The organism is Bradyrhizobium vignae, assembly GCF_900324035.1.
GTDB lineage: Bacteria > Pseudomonadota > Alphaproteobacteria > Rhizobiales > Xanthobacteraceae > Bradyrhizobium > Bradyrhizobium vignae.
Map to the genome: position 1 here is coordinate 4,426,702 of NZ_LS398110.1, position 26,866 is coordinate 4,453,567.

Genomic DNA, 26,866 nt, shown 5'->3' on the forward strand with positions numbered 1-26,866 from the left:
AATATTCATCCGCCGTTCATCGACACCGCGAGCGTAGCAATTCCAGCGTCAGTTCACCGGCAGCATGAAGGCGTCGAAGTACGAGGCGAGCCCTGCAAAGTCGTCGAGCGGCAGCACGCTGGCGACATACTGGTCGGGCCGGACCACGACCATGCAGCCGGCTTTTCGATCGATGCCGCGCATTGCGAAGACGTCTTGGCCGCCCTTGAGGTCCGGAGAAAACATCTTCTCGTAGTCGATCAGACCATAGCGGCCCTTGCGCGGGAGCAGCATTGGCGGCATCGCCGCGACGGCAAGCTCACGATGATCCTGCTGGAAGACGGCACGCAGGTCGATCACGCTGTCGATGTCTGCGCCAACAGGCGTGTATCGCCGCATCGGCGATTCCCGGGATTCGGCAAGGAAGTTGCACAAGCCACGAATGGCCGAGCCGGCAGCCGCAGGATTCTCGGCAGGCGAAAACGCGTAGATGCGGAATCGGCCATCGGCCTGCGCCGCGTGGCCGAGATGCACCGGCTTGGCGTCCGCCACACGGATCACCGGCGCAGAATGGAAGCGCTTGCCGATAACGAGGCCTTCCGCGAGATGCTGATGCGTGGCCGCGCCGGTGAGAACCGATGGACGGTAATGCGTCGCCGTCCCTGCCGTGTAGCGGCCGTGCCGGACGAAATAATCCTGTGTCTTCGCCGCATCGGCACCGGCGGCCTTCGCGGCGGAAGCGAGAATTCCCGCCCATTCGCGGTCGAAATCGATCAACTCCTTCGCGACCGCCTGGCGCTCCGCCGAATAGGAGTGCAGCAAGCTCGGCGCACATTGCTTGCGGAGCACGGCGGCGAGCTTCCAACCGAGATTGAAGGCATCCTGCATCGAGACATTCATGCCCTGCCCGGCCTTCGGGCTGTGGGTGTGGCAGGCATCGCCGGCGATGAAGATGCGCGGCAGGCGCGTATCGATCTCCGCCTCCGGCACATCGTCGAACTTGTCGGTCAGGCGCTGGCCGATCTCGTAGACCGACCACCAGGCGATTTCCTTCACCTCGAGCGAATACGGCTTCAGGATCCGCTGCGCTTTCGCAATCACGTCGTCGGCAGTGATGTTGCGATTGGCGACGCGCTCGCCGACGTCGAGTTTTGCGAGCTCGACATAGATGCGGACCATGTAGCCGCCTTCGCGCGGAATGATCAGCAGGCTGCCGTCCTTGGCCGACTGGATCAGGGACTTGAAGCGGATATCAGGGAAATCCGTCACGGCCAGCACGTCCATCACGCCCCAGGCGTGGTTGGCGGAATCGCCCTGCAGCTCGCGCCCGATCGATTTGCGCACCGTGCTGCGTGCGCCGTCGCAGCCGACGACGTAGCGCGCCCTGATCGTCTCGACCTTCCCCTCGTTTCCAGCATCGACGCGTTCGAGCCGCACGATCACGGCATGATCGGCGGCATCAGCCGCCGGATCGACATGGAGGTCAAGCACGCGCCGGCTGTAATATGGCGCGAGCTTCGCCGGCGATTTGCGCATGACGTCGAGAAAGCAGTCATGGACGCGCGCCTGGTTCAGGATGACGTGCGGGAATTCCGACAGTCCGTCCTCGACGTCCTGCACCCGGCCGCTGCGCGTGATCTTCTCCGGCGTCCGCTCATCCGGCTTCCAGAACGTCGTCTCGTTGACCCAATAGGCCTCCTTCAGCACACGTTCGCTGAAGCCATAGGCGTGGAACATCTCCATGGTGCGGCAGGCGATACCGTCGGCCTGCCCGACCAGCAGGCGCTCCGGCTTCTGCTCGACGATGCAGGTCTTGATATCGGGGAATTGCGCAAGCTGAGCGGCGAGCGTCAGGCCGGCAGGCCCGCAGCCGACGATGAGAACGTCGACCTCGGCAGGCACGCTTCCCGCCGCCCCCGACGCCTGAACGCGCGCAGCGGGATCGGCGATTTCTGGGTCGCCCGGCTGAAATCCATTGAGATGGAATTGCATGAGCACCTCTCCCGTCAACTTCTGTTTGGATATTGATCAGTATGCTGACTATCAGTATACTTGTCAATGACCCTCACCCTCCGCGGAGACTTCGGTGAAAGACCACAACGACATGCCCGGGCATCTGGCGCGCCGCTTCCAGCAGATCGCGGTCGCGGTGTTCCTGGCCGAGGTCGAAGACGCCGGCTTCGATCTCACGCCGGTGCAGTACGCCGCGCTCGCGACCATCAAGGCCAATCCGGGGCTGGACCAGGTAACGCTCGCAGGATTGATCGCCTACGATCGTACCACCATCACCGGCGTGATCGACCGCCTCGTCCAGAAGGGCCTCGCGGAGCGCCGCCCCTCCAGCCGCGACCGCCGCGCGCGGGAGCTTGAGATCACCGACGAAGGCCGGCGCACGCTGCGCAAGATCACGCCGGCCGTCGAATCCGCGCAGCGCATCATGCTGCGTGGTCTCAGCGCGAAGGAGAGCGAGGAGCTGATGCGGCTCTTGCGCAAGGCCATCGCCGCCGGCAATGAGCTCAGCCGCGCTCCGCTGCGCGATGCGCAGGTCTGATGCCGCACGCCGTCCGTAATTGTCGCAGCGCACGAAACCAGGAACTAACCTTCGGCTGCTAACGTCGGCCGCATTGGGCGCTTAACGCGCGATTAACTTTGCGGGGCGGAGTTTCGGATGTCCAGGTTCGTCGTTATGGCCGCAGCCATCGCGCTCTCGACCGGTCACGCGCTCGCCAACGGCCATGGCGGCGGCGATACCCCGCCCCCGCCGAAACCCGAGGCGACGACGGCACCGGCGAAGGTGGTCCTGACCAAGCAGGGTCCCAAGCTCGTCGATCTCAAGGGCATGACGCTTTATTATTACGAGCGCGACACCACCGGGAAGACCTCGAACTGCAACGGCAAGTGCACCGAGAGCTGGGTGCCGCTGGCGGCGACGGCCGACGCCAAGGCTGTCGGCGACTTCACCGTGATCAGCCGCAACGACGGCACCAAGATGTGGGCGTACCGCTACCGCCCGCTCTACACCTCGCCCGCCGACAAGGCGCCGGGCGATGCCAACGGCAATGCCACGACGCTGCAATGGCGCATTGCCCGGCCTGAGTAGCAGCGCAGAAACAACCTGGCTCGAACGGCCGGTCGCGCAGCCTCACCCGCGCCAGCGCCCGCCCGTTTCGGCCTGCGCGCTCTGACCTGGCGGCAGTACCACCACGGTAGAGCCCAGCTTCACCCGATCATAGAGATCGATCACGTCCTCGTTGCGCATCCGGATGCAGCCGGACGAGATCGCCTGCCCGATATATTCGGGCTGGTTGGTACCGTGGATGCGGTAGAGCGTGTCCTTGTTGCCGACATAGAGATAGATGCCCCGCGCGCCCAGCGGATTGGCAGGCCCCCCGGGAACGCGCGCCGGATAGGGGCCGAGTCGCGCCTGGATATCCGCTGTCGGAACCCAGTCCGGCCATTCCGCCAAGCGGCCGACACGCGCGACGCCGGAAAACGCCATGGCTTCCTCACCGACCGCAACGCCGTAGCGGATCGCCTTGCCATCGGGCAGCACGTAATAGAGGTAACGCGCATCGGTATCGACCAGGATCGTGCCCGGCTGCTCCTTGCGACGGTAGTCCACGATGTGGCGGAGATATTGCTCGGGCACGTTCGCCTGCGCATAAGGCGTGTGCGCGAGCAACTGACGGTCGCGCGGCGTCATGCTCGCATCCGTCGATGGCGAAAGCGTCGCCTGCATGCAGCCGCCCAGCGGCAACATGGCTGCGACGAACAAAACGAGTAGAGATCTTGGCACCGCCGGCCCCCGGATAGCGGATAGCAGCGCCCCCAGCAGCCCCACATGCTGCCAAAATCGTGCTGAAAACAAGGCAGGATGGAACAATTGCGCGTGTTCGACAAACCGGGTTCCATCACCACAAACGGCGGAAGACTGTCGCATCATCTCCATTCCCTCGCCTTGCTTTGGTCAAACCCGGCTGGACTCGTTGCGGCATGGGGATCGGCATGGGCTCACCTCAGATCAGCCCCGCGCCAATGCGGACGAATTAAACCTCATCAACCGGGCTTCAAAGGAGCTGCGATGCTCGCGACGCTGAATGCCAAGCAAATCGTCGATGAGATCGTGAAGGACACGATCAAGGACAACGATCCGCATGACGCGCTTCAGATCTCTCCGGAGATCGTGCTGGCTTCGCGGCCAGCCAGCGTGCCCCCCGCGCTGGCGCCGGAGATCGCGCCGCGTCCGGAGCCCAAGTTTACTCCGGAGCCCAAGTTTACTCCGGAGCCAAAGTTTACTCCGGAGGCAAAGTTTACTCCGGAGCCGAAGTTCACTGTGGAGCCGCCGCGCGCGCCCGAGCCCACCATCAACGTCGTCTACGGAAAGCCCGCCGCGGCACCGTCGGTCGACACGGCTGTCCGCGTCACGTCCAGTGATGGTCCGGTCAGGCCGAAGCGATCCTCGATCGGCAAGTGGCTGCGCGGTGCGTTCGTCACGTTCCTGCTTGCGGGCACCAGCGTGGCGGCCGCCATCGCCTGGGAGAAGCACGGCGACACAGCAAAGCAAATGCTCGCCGAATGGACGCCGGTATTGACGTCGCTGATGCCGTCTTCCATGCCGCTGATGTCTTCGACCCCGCAGGCGACGCCCGTCGCGGCGGCGCAAGCTGCCCCGCCTGAAGCGCCAGCGGTAACCGAACAAGCGGCCGATCAAGCTGCGACCCCGCCTGCGACCCAGCTTGCCGCCGCGCCCGCAACAGCGCAGCCCGACACCTCGCAGTCGTTGCAGTCGCAGTCGTTGCAGTCAATGACGAACGATATCGCCGCGATGGCGCAGCAGATCGAGCAGCTCAAGGCCAACATCGCCGAGTTGAAGGCCGGACAGGAGCAGATGGCGCGTGAGATGGCGAAGCCGCCTGCGCCCAGGCCAGTGGCTGTTGAGACGAGGCCGGCCGATCCGCGCCCGCGCGCTGCTGCGCTCCCGCCGCAGCCTCCCGCGCCGCCGCTTCGCAAGCCCAAACCGGCTGTCAGGCCGGCCGTGACGCGGACCTACATGCCGGCCTATTCGCCCGCGCCGCCCGCGCCTCCACCGCCATCGCAGGCAGCCGCGGCCCCGCCGCCAGCGGCGCCCGTTGCGACGACGCAAGCCGTTGCCGATGACGACGGACCTGTCGTGCGTCCGCCGATGCCGCTGCGCTAGCAGCGGCAGACGACAGCACGACATCGCGCACGCTGTCCGAGTCGGTGTGATGCGTTGAGTCCGGGCGATTACGGAAGCGATGCCTCGTTCGTCTTCCGCTCAAGAGAAAAGGCCGTCGGGATCTATGCCGCCGGCCTTCTCTTGCAGCTGCCGGTTCCCGGAGCCCGGTTCTGCTGCAATTCCATGCCTTATGATCCCGCGGATATATTTAACAAAATCTTAACGAACCCGCACGCTGCACATCATTTCTGCGCCATAAGCCCAGAGATTGCGCGGCTAGTACATTCGGCAGATATCGACTCAGTGGTACCATCCGACATGCGTTGAGACTTGCGCTGAAGCTCAGATCGTCACACCGGGGGAAGTCGGATGCCCTACTACTCTTTCGATCTCGTGGTTGGTGAAGAGTTCAAGAACCAAGGTGGAATCATCCTCGAAGACATCGAGGTTGCCTCCGATCGCGCCGATCAATTGGCGTGCGAGCTGTCGCAGGTGAAGCCGGAGCTGCAGCAGAAGGGTTGCGCGGTGCGCGTCACCGATGGCGATCACAACGAGCTCTATCGCACGCCGCTCGATCCGGTGCCGGCCTGGCAGCGCTAAGCTGAGCCTAAAGCATGATCCGGAAAGATCATGCGTAAACAACAAGCTAAAGCGCGATGACGATTCATCCAAATCTCATCGCGCTTTAGTCCAGCGTCGGCGGCTCGAACCAGTTCGTTAGCGACAATCCGCCATCGACGACGAAGGCTGCGCCGGTGACGTAAGCGGAAAGCTTGTTCGACAGCACCGTGAGCGCCATCGGCACGAGATCCTGGGCCTCGCCGAGACGCCCTAGCGGAATGTGCCGCGCCAGCGCGGGATCGGCAACGAAGCCACCGGCTGCGATCGCGCCGGGCACCAGCGCGTTGACGCGGATATCATGGCGGCCAAACGTCTTGGCCAGCTCCTTCACCAACATCCCCAGCCCCGCCTTCGCCGTCGAATAATGCGGCAGGTTGCGCGGGGTGCCCGCATGCAGCGAGGTCAGAAACAGGAACGAGCCCGGCCGCTTCGCCGCGATCAGCCGTTTTGCGAGCTCGCGCGCCAGATGAAATCCGGCATCGAGATTGACGGCGTGCATCTCCTGCCATGTCCTGCGATCGACCGCGAGCGCATGATCGGCCTCCCGCCGCGGCGGCGAGGCGCTGTGGACGAAATGCGTGATCGCGCCCAGCGCGGCATGTGCGGCAGTCAACAGCTCATCGCAGGCCTCGAGCCTGGCGAGATCGCCGACCCAAGGCACGGCCAAATCGGGCCTCTCGCTCGCGCTGATCGCGGCACGCACCCGCTCCGCGTTCACATCCGCGAACATGGTGCGGACGCCCTCGCCGACCAAGCCTAGCGCGATCGCGCGGCCGATGCCGTTGCCCGCGCCGGTGACGAGCGCGGTGTCGTATGCGGGATCGAACGGCGTGCTCAACAGGCTCATGTTGCGCTCCGCGGCTGGGGAGCGCCAGGTTAGCCCACCGCCCGGACGGACGACAATCGCGCTCCAGCCCCATTGCCGAGCGGCGCGCCGGACGCTAGCCTCTCAAAAAAACGGAGGAGGTTCCAGGGATGCGCGCCGGTTTTCTGATGACGGGCCTGTTGCTGATGGCTGCGCCGGCGCAGGCGGCCGACGCGCCGCCGCGGTCGACCTATGTGACGATGGTCTTGCAGGCCTTCGCCGCCAAGGTCGAGTGTCCCAATACGGACCTCGTCTATCAGGACCTCGTGCAGAGGGCGCAGCAGATGCATCTGCCCGACGGCACCACCGAGAAGGTACGTAAGGCGATTGCCTGGATGCACACTGGCGGCAAGATGGGTGAGAAGCAGGACGATGATTTGATGGCCGAGGTCGCGGTCGCGACCCAGGCGACCGACATGGACCAGCGCCGCCTCGGCATGCCCGGCTGGTGCGAGGCCCAAAAGACCAACCTCGCCGGCCTGATCCGCAGCAAGGGCGGCTAGCCGGTTTCGCGGTGTTAAGCACGCCGCGACGGAACCTGCGCTACGGCCCAAAATCGTCACAATCCTCGAAAGCATGCGGCCTCCTGGAATTCGAACAGGAGGTCCTCATGCGGAGTATCCATTGCGTTTTCGCCGGCGCGATTGCGGCCGCCACGGTGCTGACTGCGCCCGCACTGGCGAGGAATTCCGATGCCCAGAAGGGCGAGGAAAAACCCACATCGTCGTCGTCCTGCAGTGCCTATCAGCAGGCGCCGGACGGCACGTGGGAACCGCTCCCCTGCAAGGAGTCGGGCGAGCGTGCGCAGCCCCAGACACACAATCGCACTTCGTCGCAAGGCGCTGACCGCGGAGAGCGTTGAGCGTGACCGGGCCTCTGAATGTCAGCTCTGATGCGGGCCGCGCATGATCTTCATGGCGTCCACGATGTGACGCCACTCCTTGGCCTCCTCGGCCTCGCCGCGGCCCTCGCAGGCCTGAGCCTGCTCGGCGGCCTTCGCGATCGCAGCAAAACCGTGCTGCTCGAGCATCTGCCGGGCAACGGTATGGACCTGGACCTCGGACATCATGGGCGCTCTCCGGTCTGACCAACTGCGGTGCAACGCTCCCGCGGGTTGTTCACAACGATTGAAGCCCGGGCGCGTTCCGTCCGATCGACGTGAGCCCGAAGACAAGGCGGCCGCCATGCCCGGCGGACCGCCTTCTCACCCACCCCATAACGGGAATCTTCGGCCGCGTGCCCTACGCGACCGCCACCTTCTTGCGCTCGAAGTCGTTGGGCACCTCGATGTCGACCTCCAGGGTCGAGACTTCGTCGCCGCGCTCGAGCCGGACGATGACCTTGGTCGGGTCCAGCGTCACATGCTTGGACACGACGGCGAGAATTTCCTCACGCAGCACACCGAGCAGATCGGGCTGGCCGCGCATTCCGCGTTCATGGGCAAGCAGGATCTGCAGCCGTTCGCGAGCGACGGGCGCCGAGGCCTTCTTGCCGCGGAGAAGTCGAAGCAGACCCATGCTCATGCAGCCCTCCGTCGCAGCAGACGATCCATCAGGCCTCTCCGCTCGGCAGGAACATGCATCGTCACGTTCTCGCCGCAGAGGCGCTTGGCCGCGTCCATGTAGGCCCGCGCCGGCGCGCCGTCCGCGTTGGACAGAGTCACCGGTGTGCCGACGTTGGAGGCCTTCAACACGTCCTGGCTCTCGGGGATGATGCCGAGCAAGGGCGTGGCCAGGATCTCGAGGATGTCGTCGATGGTCAGCATCTCGCCCCGCGCGGCGCGCGAGGGATCGTAGCGGGTTATGAGAATGTGCTTCTCGACCCGCTCACCCTTCTCGGCCCGCACCGTCTTGGAATCGAGCATGCCGATGATGCGGTCGGAATCGCGCACCGAGGAGACTTCCGGATTGGTGACGATCACGGCCTCGTCCGCGAAGCGCATCGCCATGGACGCGCCGCGCTCGATGCCGGCCGGGCTGTCGCAGATCACCCAGTCGAAGCGGCTGCGCAACTCGGCGATGACCTTGCCGACGCCCTCTTCCGTCAGCGCGTCCTTGTCGCGGGTTTGCGAAGCCGGCAGCAGCCACAGATTCTCCAGCCGCTTGTCGCGGATCAGCGCCTGCGGCAGCTTTGCCACCCCCTGCACCACGTTGATGAGGTCGAACACCACGCGGCGTTCGGCGCCCATCACGAGGTCGAGGTTGCGCAAGCCGACGTCGAAATCGACGACGACCACCTTGTCGCCGCGCTGCGCGAGCGCCGCTCCCAGCGCGGCGGTCGTGGTAGTCTTGCCGACCCCGCCCTTGCCTGATGTCACGACCAGTACCTTACTCATCGCAAATGTCTCCTTTGCTGGTCAGTTCAGCGCTGTAATTCGCATGGTATTCCCCTGCAGCCAGGCCTGCGCCGGTTTGCCGCGCAGGGCCTCGTCGATGTCGTCGGCAGTCTGATAAAACCCATCGATCGCAAGCAGTTCGGCTTCGATCTTCTGGCAATAGATGCGCGCGCTGGTGTGTCCGTTCACGCCCGCCATGGCGCGGCCGCGCAGCGCGCCATAGACGTGGATCGAGCCGCCGGCGACGACTTCGGCGCCGGAGCCGACCGAGCCCAGAATGGTGACGTCGCCTTCCGGGAAGATCACGGTCTGGCCCGAGCGCACGGGGTTTTCGAGCAGCAGCGACGTCGGCTTGGTCTCGGCCTTCAGTTCGGCCTTCTTCGGCGCGCTCGGCTCGACCACGCAGCTGCGCCCACCAGTCAGCAGCGGCGGCATCATCGGTGTCAGCCTTCCCTCCTCCACGCCCTCGATGCCGAGCACGCGGATGTTGCGGTCCTGAAGACTGGTGAGCAGATGGCCGATGCCGGCCTGGCTGAGGTCGACCGAGGACAGATCGATCACCACGGGCCGACCGGCGAAGAAGCCTGGCGAGCGCGCGATGGTGGCGTCGATCTCATGCAGCCAGTCCTGGACCGGAACCGTCGGCGTGAACACGAAAGCCACATAGGAGCGCCCTCGCAGGCGCACCATTTGACGTTGGACTTTAGCTGCAGCCTCCATCACGGCCGACTCGTTCCCTGTTATTGAATGGTTAACGATGCGGCGGATATGGTTAACGGCGGGTTAACTTTCCGTGGGATTACGTGGGGAAGGATCGTGGCAGATTGCGCGCTCCCATGTCCCGGACGCGCTGCAACGCGCAAGCGTTGCTGCGCAGAACCGGGGGTCATGCTCTCGGCGAGATGGGCCCCGGCTCTGCAGCGAATCGTCAAAGGGACGCTGCGCTGCGTCCGGGGCACGAGCGGAGAGCAAGGCACACACTTTCCACATCGTCATTGCGAGCGCAGCGAAGCAAATCCAGACCGCCTCCCGCGGGGAGCCTCTGGATTTGCTTCGCTGCGCTCGCAATGACGAGGACAGACGGTGAGCCCGCCCCCTACTTCTTCACCTTGCTCGCATCCATCTTGATGCTGGGATCGAGCATCTTGGTCGTGAATGCGGTGGTGACGTCGAACGGCTTCTCCATGCCGAGATAGGTCTGGACCAGTTCGTAGTCCTTCTTCATTCGCTCGCCGTCGATCCAGCCGAGACCCTTGGTGGTCGTGAACTCGTCGGTCATCAGGAATTTGATGCGCTCCCACTGCCGCTCCTGGTTCTCCTTGTCGAGACCGGAGACCTGGTCGAGCAGCGCCTTCAGGCACGGCGTGACGTCGGCAACGCACGCCGCAAAGGCCTTCTGCGTCACGCGCACGAAATCCTCGACGACCTTCGGATTCTTCTGAAGGTACGCGCCGTTGACGATCAGCGAATTGCCGTAAGGGTTGAGCCCGATGTCCTTCCAGTTGAGGTAGCCGAGATCGGGTCCGAACTCGATGACCTTCAGGTCGTGCTCGTTGTAGAAGTCGCTGATGATATCGACGGTGTGGCTCTTCAGCGCCGCGATCTTCGCGGTCGGTCCGACATTGACGAAACCGACGGAGTCGGGCGCGAGCCCTGCCGCCTTGGCGAACGCCGGCCACATCACGCGCGAGGCATCGCCCGGCGGATTGCCGATCTTGTGGCCGGGGAAATCCTTCACGCCGTTCACGCCATAGCTCTTCAGCCAGTAGAAGGTCTGGCCGGTATTGGCATAGACGCTCATCACCGCGACCGCGTCGGCGCCCTTGCTCTTGGCCACCAGCATGGTGGCGAGATCGGCGACGCCGAACGGCGAGCCGCCGGAGCCGACCTTGGCGGCGGAGACGCCGGAGCCCTTGCCGGTCTCGATGGTGAGGTCGATGCCGGCCTTCTCGTACCAGCCCTGCGACTTGGCGTAATAATAGGGCGAGTGATCGGCCGTCGGCGTCCAGTTCAGGATCAGATTGACGGCTTCTCCCGCATGCGCGGGCACCGCCGACGTACCGACTCCCAAGGCCAACATCAGGGCCGAGCCCGCCGCCTGCAAACGCTTCATCGCATCTCTCCTCGTTGCCGCGACCCGGCTTGTCGCTCTCCCCTTGTGAGGATACCAATGCAACAAGCCCGCCCTCAACTTGTCAACTGTTTGGTTGGAAATGCCCGCAAAACGATCTGGCGACACCGTGCCGCAGCGCCGCGACCCCGTCGCCACCCGCAAGAAACTGCTGACGGCGGCGCGCCAGGAATTCGCCCGGCACGGTCTTGCGGGCGCCCGCGTCGACGAGATTGCCGGGCGTGCCGGCGTCAACAAGCAGCTCGTCTATCACTATTTCGGCGACAAGGACGCGCTGTATCTGGCCGTGCTCGAATGGGTCTACGAGGACATCCGCGAGCAGGAGCGAAGGCTCAATCTCGAAGGCCTGCCGCCGGAGACGGCGATCCGCAAGCTGATCGAAGCGTCGTTCGACCACCTGGCGGCGAACCCTGATTTCATCGTGCTCTTGAACGACGAGAACCGCGGCGGCGCCCGCCACGTCCGCGGCTCGACCCGGCTGGAGGCGATGCACTCACCGCTCGTGAGAAGCGTTTCCCACATCCTCAACGAGGGGGTGCGCGCAGGCGTGTTCCGCAAGGGGATCGATCCCGTCCAGCTCTATATCTCGATTGCGGGGCTCAGCTATTTCTTCTTCTCCAACACGCCGACGCTGTCGGCGATCTTCGGCAAGGATCTGTCGAGCCGTGCCCAGCGGCGCGCCCGGCGCCGGCACGTCGCCGACCTCGTGCTGCAGTCGCTCCGGCCCTAATCAACCAACTGGTTGAAACTTTCTCGAAGGCCGGTTAGGCTTGCGACCTGCGGCATCGCTGCCGCGGCCAACAGGGAGCAGTCGGTGGCAGGAGACAGCGCACGCAGCTCGCGCAGCTTTGCGATCATCCTGATCGTGCATCTCGCCGTGCTCGTGCTGTGGCAGGTCGCGGTCGATGCCTTCCACGTGCCGAAATTCATCCTGCCCTCCCCGCTCGCGACGGTGCAGACGCTGGGGACGGCGGGCTACGCCTGGCGCGCCAACACGCTGGTGACGGCGATCGAGATCCTCGGCGGCTTTGCGCTCGGCGCATTCGTCGGCGTGGCGCTCGCCGTGATCTTCAGCTGGGCCCCGCTGCTGAGCCTCGTGCTGCTACCGCTGTTCGTCACGCTGAACATGATCCCGAAAGTCGCGCTCGGCCCGCTCTTCATCGTCTGGTTCTCCTACGGCATCGTGCCCAACATCCTGATCGCCTTCAGCATCTGCTTCTTCCCGATCCTGCTCACCACCGCGCGCGGCCTGCGCGAGGTCGAGCCTGATCTGCTCGACCTCGTCAAATCGCTGCGCGGCTCGCGCTGGACGCTGTTCCGCAAGATCCAGCTGCCGGGATCGCTGCCCTACGTGTTCTCCGGCATGAAGGTCGGCGCCATCCTGGCGGTCGCCGGCGCCATCGTCGGCGAGTTCATCGCCTCCGAGCGCGGGCTCGGCTACCTCATGATCCAGGTGCAGTCCTCGCTCGACACGCCCGCGATGGTGATGGCCGTCGTGCTGCTGACGCTGCTCGGCGTCGCTCTCTATGGCCTGGTGCTGGCCCTCGAACGCATGTTCGTGGTCGGTGACGCAAGGCAGACCTGACAACGGCAGAATTAAGACCCGGGACAAATCCATGCTGCTCACACGCCACACGCTGCCGAAGACCATCCCCGATGTCGCTGCGCTCGACGAGCTCTTGTGCCGGCCGACGCAGGCGCTGATCGACGACCTCGAGAAGGTCGAGGGCGACATCATGATCCTCGGCGTCGCCGGCAAGATGGGCCCGACGCTGGCGGGGCTCGCGAAAGCCGCCGCGCCGGACCGCCGCGTCATCGGCGTCGCGCGCTTCAGCGACCCGAGCGTGAAGGATTGGCTGCATGCGCGTGGCGTCGAGACCATCAATTGCGACCTGATGGACGAGCGCGCAATTCAAGCGCTGCCCAAAGCGGCGAACATCGTCTTCATGGCGGGACGCAAGTTCGGCGCCGAGGGCGATCTGTCGCTGACCTGGGCGATGAACGCGCATGTGCCGGCGCTGGTCGCGCAGGCCTTCCCGTCCTCGCGCATCGTGGCGTTCTCGACCGGCTGCATCTATCCCTTCGTGCCGGTCGACGGCAAAGGCTCGACCGAGGAGATGGCGCCGAATCCGCCCGGCGAATACGCCCAATCCTGCGTCGGCCGCGAGCGCATGTTCGAATATTTCTCGCGCAAGTTCGGCACGCCGGGTCGCCTGTTCCGCCTCAATTACGCGATCGACATGCGTTACGGCGTGCTGCACGATATCGCGACGAAAGTGCTCAATGGTTCGCCAATCGACGTCAGCCTCGGCCATGTCAATTTCATCTGGCAGGGCGATGCGTCGGCGCAGGCGCTGCGCTGCCTCGCCCATTGCACCACGCCGACCTCACCGCTCAATGTCAGCGGCCACGAGATTTTGGCGGTGCGCGATCTCGCCCAGAAATTTGGCGCCAGGTTCGGCCGCGCGCCGGTGCTGACGGGCAAGGAAGAGCCGACGGCGTGGCTGACCGACACGTCGAAAGCAGTTGAGCTGTTCGGCCTGCCGGTGGTCGACACCGAGCAGCTGATCGCCTGGACCGCGGATTGGGTCTCTCGGGCCATGCCGAGCCTCGGCAAGCCCACCAAATACGAGGTGCGCGATGGACGCTACTGACGGGCCGCCCGTCCTCAAGCTCGGCGTGCAGGACGCGATCGCAGGGCTGGCGCTCTCGACGGAAGCGCACTGGAATCAGACCGAAGAGGACTGGCGCATCTTCCTGCGCGAGGGCATCGTGTTCGGCATCCGCGACGGAGCGCGACTGGTCGCGACCGCAGCCCTCCTGCCCTATTCCGGCAACAACGCCTGGATCAGCATGGTGCTGGTATCAGGCACGCACCGCCGCCGCGGCCTTGCAACGCGTCTGGTCGATGCCTGCCTGGAAACGGCGCGCAAGAATGGACTGACGAGCTGGCTCGATGCGACGCCCGACGGCGCCGCCGTCTACGGACCGCTCGGATTTACACCGATCCTTCAATTGCGCCGTTTGAAGCTGGAGAAATCCGCGCAGGCCACCGAGGCGGCCCCATCGGCCGCAACGCTCGAGGCGCTTTGTACCCGCGACCGGCGCGCCACCGGCTTCGACCGCACTGCTCTGCTGACCGCTTTCACACAGCGCGCTGGGTCACGCATCGTCGCAGCAAGCGGATGCATTGCGTTGGTCCGCGACGGCAGAACCGCGCGCCATATCGGCCCGTTATTCGCCGATCATGCCACCGAAGCGCTGGCGCTGGTTCGCGCGATTGCAGGATCCCAAGACGGCCCACTTCTGCTCGATGCCGTCGCGTCACAAGCTGCGTTCCTGGAGGGATTGACGAGGTCCGGCTGGACCATCGAGCGGCCGTTCCAGCGCATGCGGTTCGGCCCCGCCACCATCGCGGCCGAAGAAACGCCATTCGCCGTCGCCGGCCCCGAATTCGGATAGGATATCATGCACCACAGCCAGATCAACAGCGACATCCGCAAGCTGATCGCCGAAGGCACCGTGCTGCCGGCACACCCCCTCGCGCTCACCGCCGGGCGCCGGCTCGACAAGACGCATCAGCGCGCGTTGACGCGCTATTACATCGACGCCGGCGCGGGCGGCCTCGCCGTCGGCGTTCACACGACGCAGTTCGCGATCCGCGACGTCGGTCTCTATCGTCCCGTGCTCGAGCTCGCCGCCGAGACCGCCGCGAGCTGGACCACCCGGCCGCTGGCGCTGGTCGCCGGCCTCGTCGGGTCAACCAGCCAGGCAACCACTGAGGCCCGCACCGCACGCGACATCGGCTATCATGCCGGCCTGCTCAGCCTTGCGGCGATGAAAAGCGCCTCCGAGGACGAGATCATCGCCCATTGCGCGGCCGTGGCCGCCGAGATTCCGCTGGTCGGCTTCTACCTCCAGCCGGCCGTCGGCGGCGTCATCCTGTCGAGCCGGTTCTGGCAACGCTTCGCCGCGATCGACAATGTCGTTGCGATCAAGATCGCACCGTTCAACCGCTATCGGACACTCGACGTGCTGCGCGGCGTGGCGGCCGCCGGCGCGCTCGACCGCGTCGCGCTCTACACCGGCAATGACGACCACATCCTGCTCGACCTGATGCTCCCGTTCGATCTCCGCGACAACGGCATCACCACGCGAACCTATTTCAAAGGCGGCCTGCTCGGCCACTGGTCCGTGTGGACCGCGACTGCCGTCAAGCAGTTCGAGCGCTGCAAGGCGGCGCGGCACAAGGACAGCGTGCCGGCCGACCTGCTGGCGCTCGATGCCCGCGTCACCGATTGCAACAGCGCCTTCTTCGACGTCGCCAACAATTTTCACGGCTGCATCGCCGGCTGCCACGAGGTGTTGCGGCGCCAGGGTCTGATGCAAGGCCTGTGGTGCCTCGATCCGAACGAGGCCCTCAGCCCCGGCCAGAAGGAGGAGATCGACCGCGTCACGCGCGAGCACGCGGACCTCAGCGACGATGCCTTCGTCGCCGCGAACTTGAACAAATGGCTGGCATGAGCTCAGACCCCTTCATCAGCCTGCAAGGCGTCCGCAAGGTCTATCGCTCTGGCGGCGCGGAGTTTCTCGCGGTGTCCGACGTCACGATGGACGTCGCTGAAGGTGAGCTGGTCTCGCTGGTCGGCCCCTCCGGCTGCGGCAAGACGACAGTGATGAAGATCCTTGCTGGCCTGCACGGCGCCGACGGCGGCACTGTCAGGATAGGCAATACCAACAGCCCGTTCGATCCGACCCGCGACATCGGCATGGTGTTCCAGCAGGCGCTGCTCTTGAAGTGGCGCACCATCCTGGAAAACGTGCTGCTGCCGGCCGAGATCGTCGGCCTGCCGATGAAGGCCGCGCGCGAGCGGGCGCGCGACCTGCTCAACCTCGTCGGGCTCGCCGGCTTTGAGCAGAAATATCCGCAGCAGCTGTCCGGCGGCATGCAGCAGCGCACCGCGATCGCGCGCGCCTTCATTCATGATCCAAAACTGATCCTGATGGACGAGCCGTTCGGGGCGCTGGATGCGCTGACGCGCGAGCAGATGAATCTGGAGATGCTGCGGATCTGGCGCGAGAGCGGCAAGACCATCATCTTCGTCACGCATTCGATCCAGGAAGCCGTCTTCCTGTCCTCGCATTGCGCCGTGCTGACGGCGGGACCTGCGAAGATGGCCGACTATTTCGCAATCGACCTGCCCTTCCCGCGCGACCTGCCGCTCAAGACCACGGACGCGTTTGGAGCGTATGCAAGGCGGATATATGCGAAGCTGGGACTGGGCGCGGCGTAGACGATAGTCCGGAGCCCGGATGGAGTCCGGTAGGTTGGGCGAAGGGAAGCGTGCCCACCATGGCGAGTGAAGCAAGGCACGGCGCAAGGGCGCCTTTGCCCGCCCTTACGGGAGCGCGGCGCAATCGCGACACCGCGCCCGCATCGTCCGCTCAGCTCTTGTTGCGCATCTTGCTGAGCAGATAGTTGTCGTAAAAATTCTCCGCGATCTGCGTGTAGAACAGGAGCTCCTTCATATACGCGTCGTGGCTGTCCTTGGTCCGCTTGAACAGCTCGCTCTTGGCGGCGAGCTCGTTCAGATGGTCCTGGGTGGCGTTGTAGCAGGCCTCCAGCACCGGTTGCGGGAATGCCTTCAGCTCGGCGCCATTGGCGATCAGCCGCTTCAGCGCCGCCGGATTCACGCTGTCGTATTTTTCCAGCATCCAGGCGCCGGCCGCCGCGCCGGCCTGGTTGACGATCGCCTGATATTGCTTCGGCAGCGAGGCCCATTTCTCGTCATTGACGATCATGTGCAGCATGGCGCCGCCTTCCCACCAGCCGGGGAAATAGTAGTACTTGGCCACCTTCTGCAAGCCGAGCTTCTCGTCGTCATAAGGACCGACGAACTCGGCGGCGTCGATCGAGCCCTTCTCGAGGGCCGGATACACGTCACCTCCCGCGATCTGCTGCGGAACGACGCCGAGCCTTGCCAGCACGTGGCCGCCCATGCCTGCGATGCGGAATTTGAGACCTTTGAGATCGTCGACGGTCTTGATCTCCTTGCGGAACCAGCCGCCCATCTGGGTGCCGGAATTGCCGCAGAGGATCGCGTGCGCCTTGAAGGGCTTGAGCGCCTCATTGGCGAGATCAGCGCCGCCGCCGAAATGCCACCAGGATTCCTGATGGCGATGGTTCATGCCGAACGGCACACCGGTGGCATAGGCCAGCGCCGGCTCCTTGCCGATGTAGAAATAAAGTGGCGTCTGCGCCATCTCCACCGAAGCGGTGCTGACCGCATCGAGCGCCTGAAGACCGGGAACGATTTCGCCGGCCGCAAAGGTCTGGATCTGGAATTTGTTGTCGGTGGCCTCAGCGACGTATTTCGCAAAGGTCTGCGCCGTGCCGTAGATGGTGTCCAGCGATTTCGGGAAGCTCGAGGTCAGGCGCCATTTGATCTCGGGCGCGCTCTGCGCGATGGCAGGTGCAGCAACCAGCGTCGCCGCGCCGGCGACCGCGCCGCCCTTGAGGAATGTACGGCGTTTCATGATGGGGACTCTCCCTTGAAGCAAGTTTCGAACATATCGGCATTGCGGCGACGGTCTTCGCGGACCGTTTGCCCGTTCCTAGAGCGGAGTTCAAGATGCGCCCGAAAGGTCCGTAGCCCGGATTGCGCGAAGCGCTCCATCCAGGCTACAAGGCACTCACTTCAAAGCAATTTCGCGCTGACGAACAGCGCGCGCACGGCGTTGGTCGCCTGCACCGCCAGCATGGCGTTACCCGCAGCACCTTCCAGAGCCGCGATGGCGTCCTCGTGCAGCGAGCGAAATTCCATCCACTCGACCGATTTGAAGTTGGTGAGGAATTGATAGGCCTGACCGACGGTCGCGATCGCCAACGTGTCACCGTTCAACTTGATCTTGAACGTCGTGCGCAGCGGAGTTTCGGAATTTGATGGATCACTCATGAGCTGCTTCTGGACGAGGATGGCTTAACGAAGGGGAAACGGCAGCAACCCCGCCGTCACAGGCGAATATCAGGAATCGGTGCTCGCGCGCTGCGAAGCGGTCGCCGATCCGCGCAGGCTCGGCACCACGACCAGGCGGTTGAACTCGCCGTTGTCGTAGGACTTGAGGAAGCGATCATAGTCCTTGATCGAGACACAGCCGTTGGAATCGCCGCGCGGCCCGAGCATGTAGTTGTGGGTGAGCAGACCGACGCGGCCGAGCGCGCTGGTGCCGTCGGTCGGTGTCATGCGCAGCGCCCGCACGCCGTGGAACAGCTTTTCGCGCGGCTTGAGGTCGTAGGTCGCCGGCGGGGTCGCGCCTACCATACGCTGGTCGACATGGTCGGGGTCGTCCATCAGCGCGCCCATGCCGGAATGAGCTTCCAGCGCCACGCCGCTCGGCAGGTACACCGCCTTGGCCGAGATGTCATAGACCGCCGTCCGCGAATCGTAGCCGAGGGCGGCAAGATCCGGCGCCTTGGCGAACAAGCCGTCGCTGGGAGTCAACGAGGCCAGCTTGATCTTGTCGGTGAATTTTTCGAAGAAGTTGCGGTTGTCGACCTTGGGGTTGGTCTCCGCATAGGCTTGGCTGGAGGCGATCTGGGCGGAGAAGTCCGCCTGGACCGGACGCGAGCGCGGCATCGGAATGACGTCGGCGCGCTGTTGCGAGGGCTTCGCCTCCTCGACCGCAGAGGAGTGGTGGTCCTCGGTCAGGATCGAGCGCCAGTCGTCGCCCTGGAGTCTCTGGGCGAGCATTGCCTTGGCGTCCCGCAGCTTGAGCTGGACCGCATTCGCTGCGGAGCGCTCCAGCGCCCGCAGGCCGAGCTCGCGGGGCGACGGGCTGCCGGCGGCCGACGCAAAACGGTCTTCGAACGAAGGGGAATTGGCCGGCGGCAAGGCGGCGGAGACCAGCGGAGTCGAATCGCCGATATCGGTGACCCACGCGGCGGTGCCAAGCGCCAGCGCGATCGCGGCCAGAGACAGCATAACCGTCTCGGCGCGCCCAATACGGCGGCGCGACAACAGCCTCTCGGCGTGTGCTGCGTCGGAAACCATCAGATCCCCAAATCGACCCCCGGGGGTACCCAACCCCCACCCGGAGACTCTATACCAGCTACCACATTGGGAGCCAAAAGTTAGGCATAATCGCGGCCGGCAAGCCCCCCTAAGGTATCCAATGACCGATCCCTTCGATCTCAACCGTTTTATCCGGGCCCAGGACCCGGTCTATCGCGACGTCCAGGGCGAGCTGGCCCGGGGCCGGAAGCAGACCCACTGGATGTGGTTCATCTTCCCGCAGGTCGCTGGCCTCGGCTTCAGCGCCATGTCGCAGCGCTACGCCATCGGGTCCCGCGCGGAGGCCGAGGCCTATCTCGCCCACCCCGTCCTCGGCGCGCGCCTGATCGAATGCACGAAGCTCGTTCTGGCGGTCGAGGGCCGGACCATCAATGCGATCCTCGGTGCGCCTGATGACGCGAAATTCCGCTCGTCGATGACGCTGTTCGGCGCGGTGTCCGGCGAGCCCGTCTTCGATCAGGCGATTGCCCGGTATTTCGCAGGCGAGCGCGATAGCTCCACGCTGGAGATCCTGTCGAAGCTCGACCACACGTCCGGCTGAGTTGACGGGATCGGCAGCGTAAACCCGCGATTAACACCGGCTGCCTATTCTTTGGGCAAGATGATTCTCCTCCCGCACCAATGCCGGATTGCCCATGAAAATCGGTACGCTCCTGACCACCGCCATCGTCTCGCTGTCGACCGTGGGCGGCGGCCTCGCGGTTTATGTCGCCGTGACGAAGTACCAGACGATGGAGCGCATCTCCGAGGCGCAAGGCCGGCTCGCGATCGTCCGCGCCGTCAGCGACATCCCACGCTATCTCAATCCCGAACGCGGCTTTTCCACCAACATCCTCTACGGGCCTGCGACCATCGATCCCGCGCTGCTTGCCGAGCAGGACAAGCTGCGCAAGCAGACCGACGGCGCCCGCGACAAGATGAGCGCGCTGCGCAAGGAGCTGCCCGGCACGTTCGATGACGGCACCACCATCGGCAGCAACATCGACGGCATCAATGCGAGGTTCACGGCACTGCGCGAGGCCATCGACAGGGCGCTCGCCGGGCCAGCCGAGGCGCGCAAGGACGCCGCCAAGAAGATCGTCGCCGACAACGCCGTGCTCAACAGCGGCGTGACCGCGCTGCTCAACGAGCAGGTCCGCCGCATGGCGATCCTGAACGGCGACGCCTACCGGCAGGCCAGCTACGCCAACACCGCCATGACATTGCGCGACGTCGGCGGCTTCAACTCCAGCCTGCACAAGAATCTCGTCGGAGGAAAGAAACCGGCGGCCGACGCCGAGAAGGCCGAGATCGGCCGCTCGCAGGGTCGCAACGATCAGCTCGTGATGGCGTTGCTGGAATTGCGCGGCAATCCGGCGACACCGGCCAACGTGGCCGCGGCGCTGGAGAAGTTCAATTCGATCTATGTCGAGGAGTTCGGCCGCGAGCTCAAGCTGGTGAAGGACGGCGCTGTCAGCGGCAAATACGAGCACGACATGGACACTTATTACGCCGCCACGCAGCGCGGCCTCGGCACCATCATCGAGGTCCGCGATGCCTTCTACGACAATGCCGAGCAGATTCTCGCCGCGGCTTCCTCGGCCGCGCGCACCAGCTTCACGATCGCACTCGCCGGCCTCCTCGCCGTGCTGATCGCGAGCGTCGGCCTCATCGTGATGGTTCGCCGCCGCGTCTGCGCGCCGATCGTGACCCTGACGAGGCGGATGTCACGGCTCGCCGATGGCGAAGTCGCGGAAGAGATTCCCGGCGCGGAACGTTCCGACGAGATCGGGGCGATGGCCGCGGCGGTCCAGGTGTTCAAGGACAACATCATCCGGGCCAACCGGCTCGCCGCCGAGAAGCAGGCCGAGAACGACGGCAAGATGCGCCGTGCCCAGGCGCTCGACGACCTCACCCGGGCTTTCGAGGCCAAGGTCACCGAGCTGGTCGGCGGCCTGTCCAGGGCCTCCGCGATCATGGAAAGCACCGCGCAGTCGATGACGTCGACGGCGGCGCAGACCAACAGCCAGGCCGCCGTGGTCGCCGCCGCCTCCGAGCAGACCTCGACCAACGTGCAGACCGTCGCCAGCGCCACCGAAGAGCTGACCTCCTCGATCGCGGAGATTGGTCGTCAGGTCGCTCAAAGCACCGAGATCGCGGCCCGCGCCGTCGAGAACGCCCGCCGCACCGGCGATACCGCCCGTGCCCTCGCCGAGGGCGCGCAGAAGATCGGCGACGTCGTGACGCTGATCCAGAGCATCGCCGAGCAGACCAACCTGCTCGCCCTGAACGCGACCATCGAAGCCGCCCGCGCCGGCGATGCCGGCCGCGGCTTTGCCGTAGTCGCCTCCGAAGTGAAGTCTCTGGCAGGCCAGACCGCCAAGGCCACGACCGAGATCTCCGAGCAGATCACCGCGATCCAGACGGCGAGCGACGAGACCGTGGCCGCGATCCGCAACGTCGCCGACGTCATCGCGGAGATCGACCAGATCGGCACCGCGATCGCCGCGGCGATCGAGGAACAGGGCTCGGCCACCAAGGAGATCGCCCGCAGCGTCCAGGAGGCCGCCCGCGGTACCCAGGAGGTCAACAGCAACATCTCCGGCGTGCAACGCGCCGCCGACGACACGGGAGCCGCCGCGAGAGAGGTGCTGGGCGCCGCCGAGCAGCTCTCGACGCAGTCGCGCGATCTCGCCGGCCAGTTCGACCGCTTCCTCGGCGAAGTCCGGGCTGCGTAAGAGCGCGGATTCGTAGCCGAGATGGAGCACCGCGCAATCCAGGACGGTGCCGTTGATGCACCGAGATCCCGGATTGCGCAGCGCGCTCCATCCGGGTTACGGCACCGTCTTCGCGAAGGACATCAATAAGGTGGTGCCTTGCGCGCCCGCTGTGCTTTCGCCGCCTCGATCCACCACAGCAAATCGTCGGCAAAGCGCGGGAACGAGCGCTCCAGGGCCTTGCCGCCGTCGCCGATCGGTTCGGCGTCGGCCGACAATGTCTGCGCGATCGGGCCGACACCGATGGTGCTCGACACCACCACCATGCCCATCTCCGAGAGCGTGCCGTGCCAGGCCGTCGCGGCGCGCGCGCCGGACAGTCGGCCGGCCGAATAGCTCACGATCGCGGCCGGACGCCAGAACCACTCCTCGAGGAAATGATCGGTGAGGTTCTTCAGGCCCGGCTGGATGCCCCAATTGTACTCGCCGGTGACGAAGACGAATCCGTCGGCGCCGCGGATCTGCCCCGCCAGCTTCTCCAGCTCAGCGGGCGCCGAGCCCTTCGGGTACTCCTTGTACATGCGGTCGAGCATCGGCAGGCCGATGGCCTTGGCATCGATGAATTCGACCTCCTCACCGCGGCTGCGCAGCCGATTGATGACGAAATTCGCAAGGCGAATGCCCATGCGGTCGGAACGGTAGGAACCGTAGAGGACGAGAATGCGATTGCTCATGGCGGGACGGTAGCACGAAACCGGCGTCAGGCCCTACTCGATTTGTCGCACTATCGTCCGCGACCGCGCGCCAGCGTTTGCGACGGCGTCTCGCCGAACTGGTCGCGGTAGCTCCTGGAGAAATCGCTGAGATGCCAGAAGCCAAACGCCAGCGCGACCGCCTTGACGCTGTCGGCCCCGGCGAGCAGCCGCCGGCGCACCAGCCACAGCCGGCGCAGACGCAAGTAGCGGTGCAGGCTCATGCCGCGATAGCGGCGAACGACGTCGTGCATGGTGCGAACGGACAGGCCGAGCCGGCGCGCGATCTCGTCGCTGTAAATCGGCTGCGACAGGTCGTCGGAGAGCAGCGCGCGAATATCCTGAAACATCCTGAAATTCCGTGCGTCGTTGGGCCCCAGGGTCCAGCGGGCCGACACGACGCTTTCGAAGACCTCGTCGACGGCTCCGAGCAGGGACTCCTTCATCGCCGCGCCCTTCGACAAGAGCTCCGGTGCCTCGACCGCGCCGGACGCCTCGGCCAGCACCTCGCGAACCACGCTGCGCAGCCGGTGCAAGCCGGCCCCGGAGATTTCAAAAATCTTGAAACTCGAGAGCGTCTGCGGCCAGCCACGATCCGTCACCTCCGGCCTGAAAACCACCGAGGCGATTTGCCTCTGCACCTCCTCGATGCTGGTGTAGGCCGCGCCGCCGCTGCCAATGACCACGACCGGTCGCGCACATCGCGAGCCGTTGAAGCGAATGGGTACGTTGAGGTCGTCCATCGTGAAGCCGATGGCCGTGCAATTCGCGACGAGCTGTGCGTCAACCACCCGCGGAAACGCGCGGGTCAAATTCACGTCGCAGCCGGGTAACGAAAGGATCGTCTGCTCGGCCGAAATCTTCGGCACAAGAGGCGTGAATTCGAAATTCAACCCGCGTATGGCGTTTCGAAATTCGTCGGCATCTGAAAAGCGAAATGTCTTGAGTGCCACCCCGGGCACGTCATCAATGCTGTTCATAGCAATAAGAAAACGCAGCGTCGTGTTTGATGTGCGTCCGGCCGCGTGCCGCTTCCCCCCGTTTTCCGTTGCACCGAAAAAATCAAACTGTGCTGGTCAATTGAAGATGAGTCTAAATTGAAAAGACAGGTCGGGACATCATGTCCCGCCAAATTTCGATAGCATTTCCCGAAAATCGGCGGTGCAGTAATACCCCCGGCATTTAATTCTCAAAATTAAAAATTAACGGATTTAAGGCGCAATAACAGACGTTGTACAAGGCAATTTTTTCAATTCAGGCTCCTGCCATGATGGCAAATCCGCCTGCCGATATTTTGGTCGAGTTAGAAGACGCAGTCGCAACGTGTCCGCTGGACCGCTGCACTCGCATCCTCTCCGGGATCTTGCAGCTGCTCACCAGCAGCCGCGAGCGGCCTCAGGAATTGCTCGCCGACGTGACCGACGGCGTTCTGCTGCGATTAACGGAACGGGTTGAGGCAAGTGCGCTGATCGATCTCGGCATGATACTCGCGGAGCTCAAGGTGGCTCCGCCGAAGACCGTTCGGCGCCTTGCCTCACACCACGATCCGGAGGTGGCGTGCCCTGTCTTGCTCAGATCGCAGTCACTGTGCGCTGCCGATCTCAAGTCGATCGCTGCCGCGACCGGCGAACGGCAACAATGTGCGATCGCCGCCCGCGCGCCTATCGATCCAAAGGTGATCGAGACGCTGATCGAGCGCGGCGCCCGCAGCGTCTGTATTGCGCTGATCGGCAATACGGAGGCACGCTTCTCTGATGCCGCCTACGTTGCGCTCGTCGAGAGGTGCCTGACGGATGATGAACTTACGAAGGCGCTGGCGCTCAGGCCGAACACGCCCGACGCAGTCACGCGGAAATTGCTGTCGGCCTCGGCGGGTCCGAAATCCGGCATGGAGAAGTCCACCGTCTCGCTTCAAGCCGCAACGGCAGCGCCAAGCGCCCCCAAACTGCCCTGCTCGGCCGCCTATGCACGCGCGCGGCCGGAGATCGTCGCGCTCAACCGCATCGGCAAGCTCAACGATTCCACGGTAAACCGCTTCGCCATCCGCGGCGAGACCGCCAACCTCGTTACGGCGCTATCGGTGCTTTCGGGGAGTCCCATCGAGATCATCGAGCATGTCATGACCGACGACGATTGCGAGGGTCTGGTCATGGCCTGCCGTGCCTCGCGGCTGAACTGGCAGACCACGTTCGCCATCCTGAGCAACCGCTCCGGCAAAAGGGTTTCCTTCGCCGAGCGCGAACGCGCGCAGCACATTTTCGAGACGCTGCTTCTGTCGACCAGCCAGTGGACGGTGCGTTGGGGGGACATTGCCGCAAACGCCAAAGAGAGCAGCCGGGGAAATCGCGGCGTAAGCATGGGGAGTAGCCGATGAAATTCAGCGGTCGCAAAGCCGTTCGCGTGAAAATGGACCACAGGCGGCCGGTCAATCTCATGGGTTCGGACGGCACCTGGCGGCGCAGTTGCGTCCTGCTGGACGTGTCACAAAGCGGCGCCAAAGTCGAGGTGGAGGGCACGCTCGACGTGCTCCGGGCCAAGGAGTTCTTCATGCTGCTGTCGTCGACCGGCCTCGCCTACCGGCGCTGCGAACTGGTCTGGATCGACGGCACCACGGCCGGCATCCATTTCATCACCGTTGGCGGCAGGAAGAAACCCGCTGCTCCGCCTGCGCAGAATCCGGTTCAGAGCAAGTAGATTCGAACGATCCACCCACTGTCTTGAGTCAGGCCGTGCAGCACGTGCGAACCAGATCCGGCTACGTCAATGGTGACGGCGGCATCCGAGAGGCAGGGACGGCTCGTCCCTTCCTGCATGTGCTGGCCGACACGTCCGACAAGCTCGCAGGCGTCTGCTCGATTCTCGAGGACAAATTCACCGTTGCGGGCGAACGACTCGATGCCGATTCCAAGCTGTCGCAGACGCCGGCCGCGATCGTCATCCGCGCGGAGCTGCGCGACCTCGACAATATCGCCGCCATCAAGAAGCGCGCCGGCAAGCTGGCGAAGGCCAGAAAGCGGATCTTCCTGCTCGAGCACGCCTCTCATGTCTGTATTTCGCAGGCCTACGCGCTCGGGGCGACACTGGTCCTTCCCAGCACGGTCGGCCGGACCAGGCTGCTGGCCGCACTGACCGACCCGGCCGACGGCGCGTCTGCTTCGTCAGGCGACACGCCGCAATCGGACAGGGCCGTCGAGACCGCGGCGACCACTGTCGCATCGATGTTCACGGCTGTGACCCTGGGCCAGCCACTTGACGTCGACGGCACAAAGGAAGCCGGTCGCCAGATCGCCGATCGCATCACCCAGCATGGCCTGACGGAGTGGCTCATGACGGTGCGGCGCCATCACGAAGGAACCTATCAGCATTGCCTGCTCGTGACCGGCATTGCCGTCGACTTCGGACTGAGCCTCGGCGTCGGCAGAGCCGACCTGGAACGTCTGTACTCGGCAGCCATGTTCCACGACATCGGCAAGGCGCGGATTCCGCTCGCCATCCTCGACAAGCCGGGCCGCCTTGATGCCGCGGAACGCGCGCAGATCGAGACGCATCCGAGCGCCGGATACGAGTTTCTCAAGGACCATCACGGGATCTCGCCGGAGATCCTCGATGCCGTTCGCCATCATCACGAGTATCTCGACGGGAGCGGCTATCCCGATGCGCTCTGCGGCGAGAGCATTGGCGACATCGTACGGATTCTAACCATCTCGGACATCTTCGCAGCGCTGATCGAGCACCGGCACTACAAGCCCACGATGCCGCGCGCCGAGGCCTACGACATCCTGTGCGGGATGAATGGGAAGCTGGAAAAGGCGCTTGTCCGCTCGTTCAAGCCGGTCGCGCTCACGCGGTGAGCGCGGCAGCCTCGTCTCGAACGCGGCCGAGGGCATGATCCGGAAACTGTGCAGCGGTTTTCCGAACCTGACCTTATCGCGCTAATGAGTAGCGCGATAGCTGGCGCGTTGCGGGATCGACCGGCAGGCCAGCCCGTCGGCCAGCAGCTTCATGTCCTCGTGCCGGCCGCTGCGAATCAGCCGGCCGAACTCTTCAGGGGTGAAAGGAAGACTTGGATCATCATCGATCTTGTGCCGCAGTCGCGGACCGAAGAACCGCCGAACCAGGCTAGCCAGCCGCCGCATGTCAATTCCCTCGCGCCAGCAACAAACCTCTCAGTCCGCATATTGTTCCTCCCGCACCTTCGAGATTGCAAGAGGCCGCACG

General features: G+C 64.6%; 31 protein-coding genes. 17 read left to right on the top strand and 14 right to left on the bottom strand.

Annotated elements, in window-relative coordinates:
* Positions 1 to 48 precede the first annotated feature (48 nt).
* Positions 49 to 1,971: an FAD-binding monooxygenase gene (locus tag BRAD3257_RS21535; RefSeq protein WP_162500297.1), complete on the bottom strand. Its 1,923-nt coding sequence runs from the start codon at positions 1,969 to 1,971 to the stop codon at positions 49 to 51.
* Positions 1,972 to 2,065: 94 nt separating this feature from the next.
* Here BRAD3257_RS21535 and BRAD3257_RS21540 point away from each other — a divergent pair, with 94 nt between their 5' ends.
* Positions 2,066 to 2,530 (top strand): MarR family winged helix-turn-helix transcriptional regulator, encoded by a 465-nt coding sequence (locus BRAD3257_RS21540; protein WP_122403474.1) that lies wholly within the window; start codon positions 2,066 to 2,068, stop codon positions 2,528 to 2,530.
* A 117-nt stretch (positions 2,531 to 2,647) separates the two neighbouring features.
* Complete coding sequence (locus tag BRAD3257_RS21545) at positions 2,648 to 3,079, top strand: COG4315 family predicted lipoprotein (protein ID WP_122403475.1); 432 nt, start codon at positions 2,648 to 2,650, stop codon at positions 3,077 to 3,079.
* A gap of 42 nt (positions 3,080 to 3,121) precedes the next feature.
* Here BRAD3257_RS21545 and BRAD3257_RS21550 read toward each other — a convergent pair whose 3' ends face one another.
* Positions 3,122 to 3,739 (bottom strand): L,D-transpeptidase, encoded by a 618-nt coding sequence (locus BRAD3257_RS21550; protein ID WP_162500602.1) that lies wholly within the window; start codon positions 3,737 to 3,739, stop codon positions 3,122 to 3,124.
* Positions 3,740 to 4,060: 321 nt separating this feature from the next.
* Here BRAD3257_RS21550 and BRAD3257_RS21555 point away from each other — a divergent pair, with 321 nt between their 5' ends.
* Together BRAD3257_RS21555 and BRAD3257_RS21560 are read left to right on the top strand one after the other, a co-directional pair.
* Complete coding sequence (locus BRAD3257_RS21555) at positions 4,061 to 5,176, top strand: hypothetical protein (RefSeq protein WP_122403476.1); 1,116 nt, start codon at positions 4,061 to 4,063, stop codon at positions 5,174 to 5,176.
* A gap of 369 nt (positions 5,177 to 5,545) precedes the next feature.
* On the top strand, positions 5,546 to 5,776 hold the full coding sequence (locus BRAD3257_RS21560; protein WP_122403477.1) for a DUF6894 family protein: 231 nt from the start codon (positions 5,546 to 5,548) through the stop codon (positions 5,774 to 5,776).
* Positions 5,777 to 5,861: 85 nt separating this feature from the next.
* On the opposite strand, the gene BRAD3257_RS21565 is transcribed toward BRAD3257_RS21560, so the two are convergent.
* Entirely contained in the window at positions 5,862 to 6,644 is a 783-nt protein-coding gene (locus BRAD3257_RS21565; protein WP_122403478.1) for an SDR family NAD(P)-dependent oxidoreductase, read from the bottom strand.
* A gap of 128 nt (positions 6,645 to 6,772) precedes the next feature.
* Between BRAD3257_RS21565 and BRAD3257_RS21570 the strand changes: the two genes are divergently transcribed.
* The gene (locus tag BRAD3257_RS21570; RefSeq protein WP_122403479.1) at positions 6,773 to 7,165 is read left to right on the top strand and encodes a hypothetical protein; all 393 of its coding nucleotides are present in this window, start codon (positions 6,773 to 6,775) and stop codon (positions 7,163 to 7,165) included.
* A gap of 107 nt (positions 7,166 to 7,272) precedes the next feature.
* Positions 7,273 to 7,524: a hypothetical protein gene (locus tag BRAD3257_RS21575; protein ID WP_122403480.1), complete on the top strand. Its 252-nt coding sequence runs from the start codon at positions 7,273 to 7,275 to the stop codon at positions 7,522 to 7,524.
* 21 nt (positions 7,525 to 7,545) lie between these two features.
* On the opposite strand, the gene BRAD3257_RS21580 is transcribed toward BRAD3257_RS21575, so the two are convergent.
* The 5 genes from BRAD3257_RS21580 to BRAD3257_RS21600 form a co-directional block, all read right to left on the bottom strand.
* Positions 7,546 to 7,731 carry a hypothetical protein gene (locus BRAD3257_RS21580; protein ID WP_027572193.1) on the bottom strand — a complete coding sequence of 62 codons (186 nt, stop codon included), beginning with the start codon at positions 7,729 to 7,731 and terminating at the stop codon, positions 7,546 to 7,548.
* A 172-nt stretch (positions 7,732 to 7,903) separates the two neighbouring features.
* On the bottom strand, positions 7,904 to 8,185 hold the full coding sequence (gene minE, locus BRAD3257_RS21585) for a cell division topological specificity factor MinE (protein WP_035703963.1): 282 nt from the start codon (positions 8,183 to 8,185) through the stop codon (positions 7,904 to 7,906).
* Positions 8,182 to 8,997 (bottom strand): septum site-determining protein MinD, encoded by an 816-nt coding sequence (minD, locus tag BRAD3257_RS21590; protein WP_122403481.1) that lies wholly within the window; start codon positions 8,995 to 8,997, stop codon positions 8,182 to 8,184. The genes minE and minD overlap by 4 nt, the downstream gene beginning before the upstream one ends.
* Before the next feature lie 21 nt (positions 8,998 to 9,018).
* A complete protein-coding gene (minC, locus tag BRAD3257_RS21595; protein WP_122403482.1) occupies positions 9,019 to 9,717 on the bottom strand; it encodes a septum site-determining protein MinC in 699 nt (232 codons plus the stop codon).
* A gap of 376 nt (positions 9,718 to 10,093) precedes the next feature.
* The gene (locus BRAD3257_RS21600; protein ID WP_122403483.1) at positions 10,094 to 11,110 is read right to left on the bottom strand and encodes an ABC transporter substrate-binding protein; all 1,017 of its coding nucleotides are present in this window, start codon (positions 11,108 to 11,110) and stop codon (positions 10,094 to 10,096) included.
* Between the two features lie 100 nt (positions 11,111 to 11,210).
* On the opposite strand from BRAD3257_RS21600, the gene BRAD3257_RS21605 reads away from it, so the two are divergent.
* The 6 genes from BRAD3257_RS21605 to BRAD3257_RS21630 all read left to right on the top strand — a co-directional run bounded on the left by BRAD3257_RS21605 (position 11,211) and on the right by BRAD3257_RS21630 (position 16,422).
* Positions 11,211 to 11,858, top strand: coding sequence for a TetR family transcriptional regulator (locus BRAD3257_RS21605; protein ID WP_122403484.1), 648 nt, complete (start codon positions 11,211 to 11,213; stop codon positions 11,856 to 11,858).
* A gap of 84 nt (positions 11,859 to 11,942) precedes the next feature.
* Complete coding sequence (locus BRAD3257_RS21610; protein WP_122403485.1) at positions 11,943 to 12,713, top strand: ABC transporter permease; 771 nt, start codon at positions 11,943 to 11,945, stop codon at positions 12,711 to 12,713.
* Between the two features lie 31 nt (positions 12,714 to 12,744).
* Entirely contained in the window at positions 12,745 to 13,782 is a 1,038-nt protein-coding gene (locus tag BRAD3257_RS21615) for an NAD-dependent epimerase/dehydratase family protein (protein WP_122403486.1), read from the top strand.
* Positions 13,769 to 14,590 (top strand): GNAT family N-acetyltransferase, encoded by an 822-nt coding sequence (locus BRAD3257_RS21620; protein ID WP_122403487.1) that lies wholly within the window; start codon positions 13,769 to 13,771, stop codon positions 14,588 to 14,590. Before BRAD3257_RS21615 ends, BRAD3257_RS21620 begins: the two co-directional genes overlap by 14 nt.
* Positions 14,591 to 14,596: 6 nt before the next feature.
* Complete coding sequence (locus BRAD3257_RS21625; RefSeq protein ID WP_122403488.1) at positions 14,597 to 15,652, top strand: dihydrodipicolinate synthase family protein; 1,056 nt, start codon at positions 14,597 to 14,599, stop codon at positions 15,650 to 15,652.
* A complete protein-coding gene (locus BRAD3257_RS21630) occupies positions 15,640 to 16,422 on the top strand; it encodes an ABC transporter ATP-binding protein (RefSeq protein ID WP_122403489.1) in 783 nt (260 codons plus the stop codon). Before BRAD3257_RS21625 ends, BRAD3257_RS21630 begins: the two co-directional genes overlap by 13 nt.
* A 151-nt stretch (positions 16,423 to 16,573) precedes the next feature.
* Here BRAD3257_RS21630 and BRAD3257_RS21635 read toward each other — a convergent pair whose 3' ends face one another.
* From BRAD3257_RS21635 to BRAD3257_RS21645, 3 genes are all read right to left on the bottom strand, one after another.
* Positions 16,574 to 17,665 (bottom strand): TRAP transporter substrate-binding protein, encoded by a 1,092-nt coding sequence (locus tag BRAD3257_RS21635; protein ID WP_122403490.1) that lies wholly within the window; start codon positions 17,663 to 17,665, stop codon positions 16,574 to 16,576.
* Between the two features lie 161 nt (positions 17,666 to 17,826).
* Positions 17,827 to 18,084 carry a hypothetical protein gene (locus BRAD3257_RS21640; RefSeq protein WP_122403491.1) on the bottom strand — a complete coding sequence of 86 codons (258 nt, stop codon included), beginning with the start codon at positions 18,082 to 18,084 and terminating at the stop codon, positions 17,827 to 17,829.
* A gap of 69 nt (positions 18,085 to 18,153) precedes the next feature.
* Positions 18,154 to 19,110: a DUF2778 domain-containing protein gene (locus tag BRAD3257_RS21645; RefSeq protein WP_122406700.1), complete on the bottom strand. Its 957-nt coding sequence runs from the start codon at positions 19,108 to 19,110 to the stop codon at positions 18,154 to 18,156.
* Between the two features lie 190 nt (positions 19,111 to 19,300).
* Between BRAD3257_RS21645 and BRAD3257_RS21650 the strand changes: the two genes are divergently transcribed.
* Both BRAD3257_RS21650 and BRAD3257_RS21655 read left to right on the top strand, forming a co-directional pair.
* Positions 19,301 to 19,741, top strand: coding sequence for a DUF1810 domain-containing protein (locus BRAD3257_RS21650; protein ID WP_122403492.1), 441 nt, complete (start codon positions 19,301 to 19,303; stop codon positions 19,739 to 19,741).
* Positions 19,742 to 19,835: 94 nt separating this feature from the next.
* On the top strand, positions 19,836 to 21,917 hold the full coding sequence (locus BRAD3257_RS21655) for a methyl-accepting chemotaxis protein (RefSeq protein WP_122403493.1): 2,082 nt from the start codon (positions 19,836 to 19,838) through the stop codon (positions 21,915 to 21,917).
* A 122-nt stretch (positions 21,918 to 22,039) separates the two neighbouring features.
* Here the strand turns inward: BRAD3257_RS21655 and BRAD3257_RS21660 are convergent, their stop codons facing one another.
* Entirely contained in the window at positions 22,040 to 22,630 is a 591-nt protein-coding gene (locus tag BRAD3257_RS21660; RefSeq protein WP_122403494.1) for an NADPH-dependent FMN reductase, read from the bottom strand.
* 50 nt (positions 22,631 to 22,680) lie between these two features.
* On the bottom strand, positions 22,681 to 23,628 hold the full coding sequence (locus BRAD3257_RS21665; RefSeq protein ID WP_122403495.1) for an AraC family transcriptional regulator: 948 nt from the start codon (positions 23,626 to 23,628) through the stop codon (positions 22,681 to 22,683).
* Between the two features lie 287 nt (positions 23,629 to 23,915).
* On the opposite strand from BRAD3257_RS21665, the gene BRAD3257_RS21670 reads away from it, so the two are divergent.
* The 3 genes from BRAD3257_RS21670 to BRAD3257_RS21680 are packed head-to-tail and all read left to right on the top strand — an operon-like array spanning position 23,916 to position 26,499.
* Positions 23,916 to 25,022, top strand: a complete 1,107-nt coding sequence (locus BRAD3257_RS21670) for a DUF2336 domain-containing protein (RefSeq protein ID WP_122403496.1) — start codon at positions 23,916 to 23,918, stop codon at positions 25,020 to 25,022.
* On the top strand, positions 25,019 to 25,342 hold the full coding sequence (locus tag BRAD3257_RS21675) for a PilZ domain-containing protein (RefSeq protein WP_122403497.1): 324 nt from the start codon (positions 25,019 to 25,021) through the stop codon (positions 25,340 to 25,342). Before BRAD3257_RS21670 ends, BRAD3257_RS21675 begins: the two co-directional genes overlap by 4 nt.
* A gap of 35 nt (positions 25,343 to 25,377) precedes the next feature.
* Positions 25,378 to 26,499, top strand: a complete 1,122-nt coding sequence (locus BRAD3257_RS21680; protein WP_122406701.1) for an HD-GYP domain-containing protein — start codon at positions 25,378 to 25,380, stop codon at positions 26,497 to 26,499.
* Between the two features lie 81 nt (positions 26,500 to 26,580).
* Here BRAD3257_RS21680 and BRAD3257_RS21685 read toward each other — a convergent pair whose 3' ends face one another.
* Positions 26,581 to 26,784, bottom strand: coding sequence for a hypothetical protein (locus tag BRAD3257_RS21685; RefSeq protein ID WP_122403498.1), 204 nt, complete (start codon positions 26,782 to 26,784; stop codon positions 26,581 to 26,583).
* Between the last annotated feature and the right edge of the window lie 82 nt (positions 26,785 to 26,866).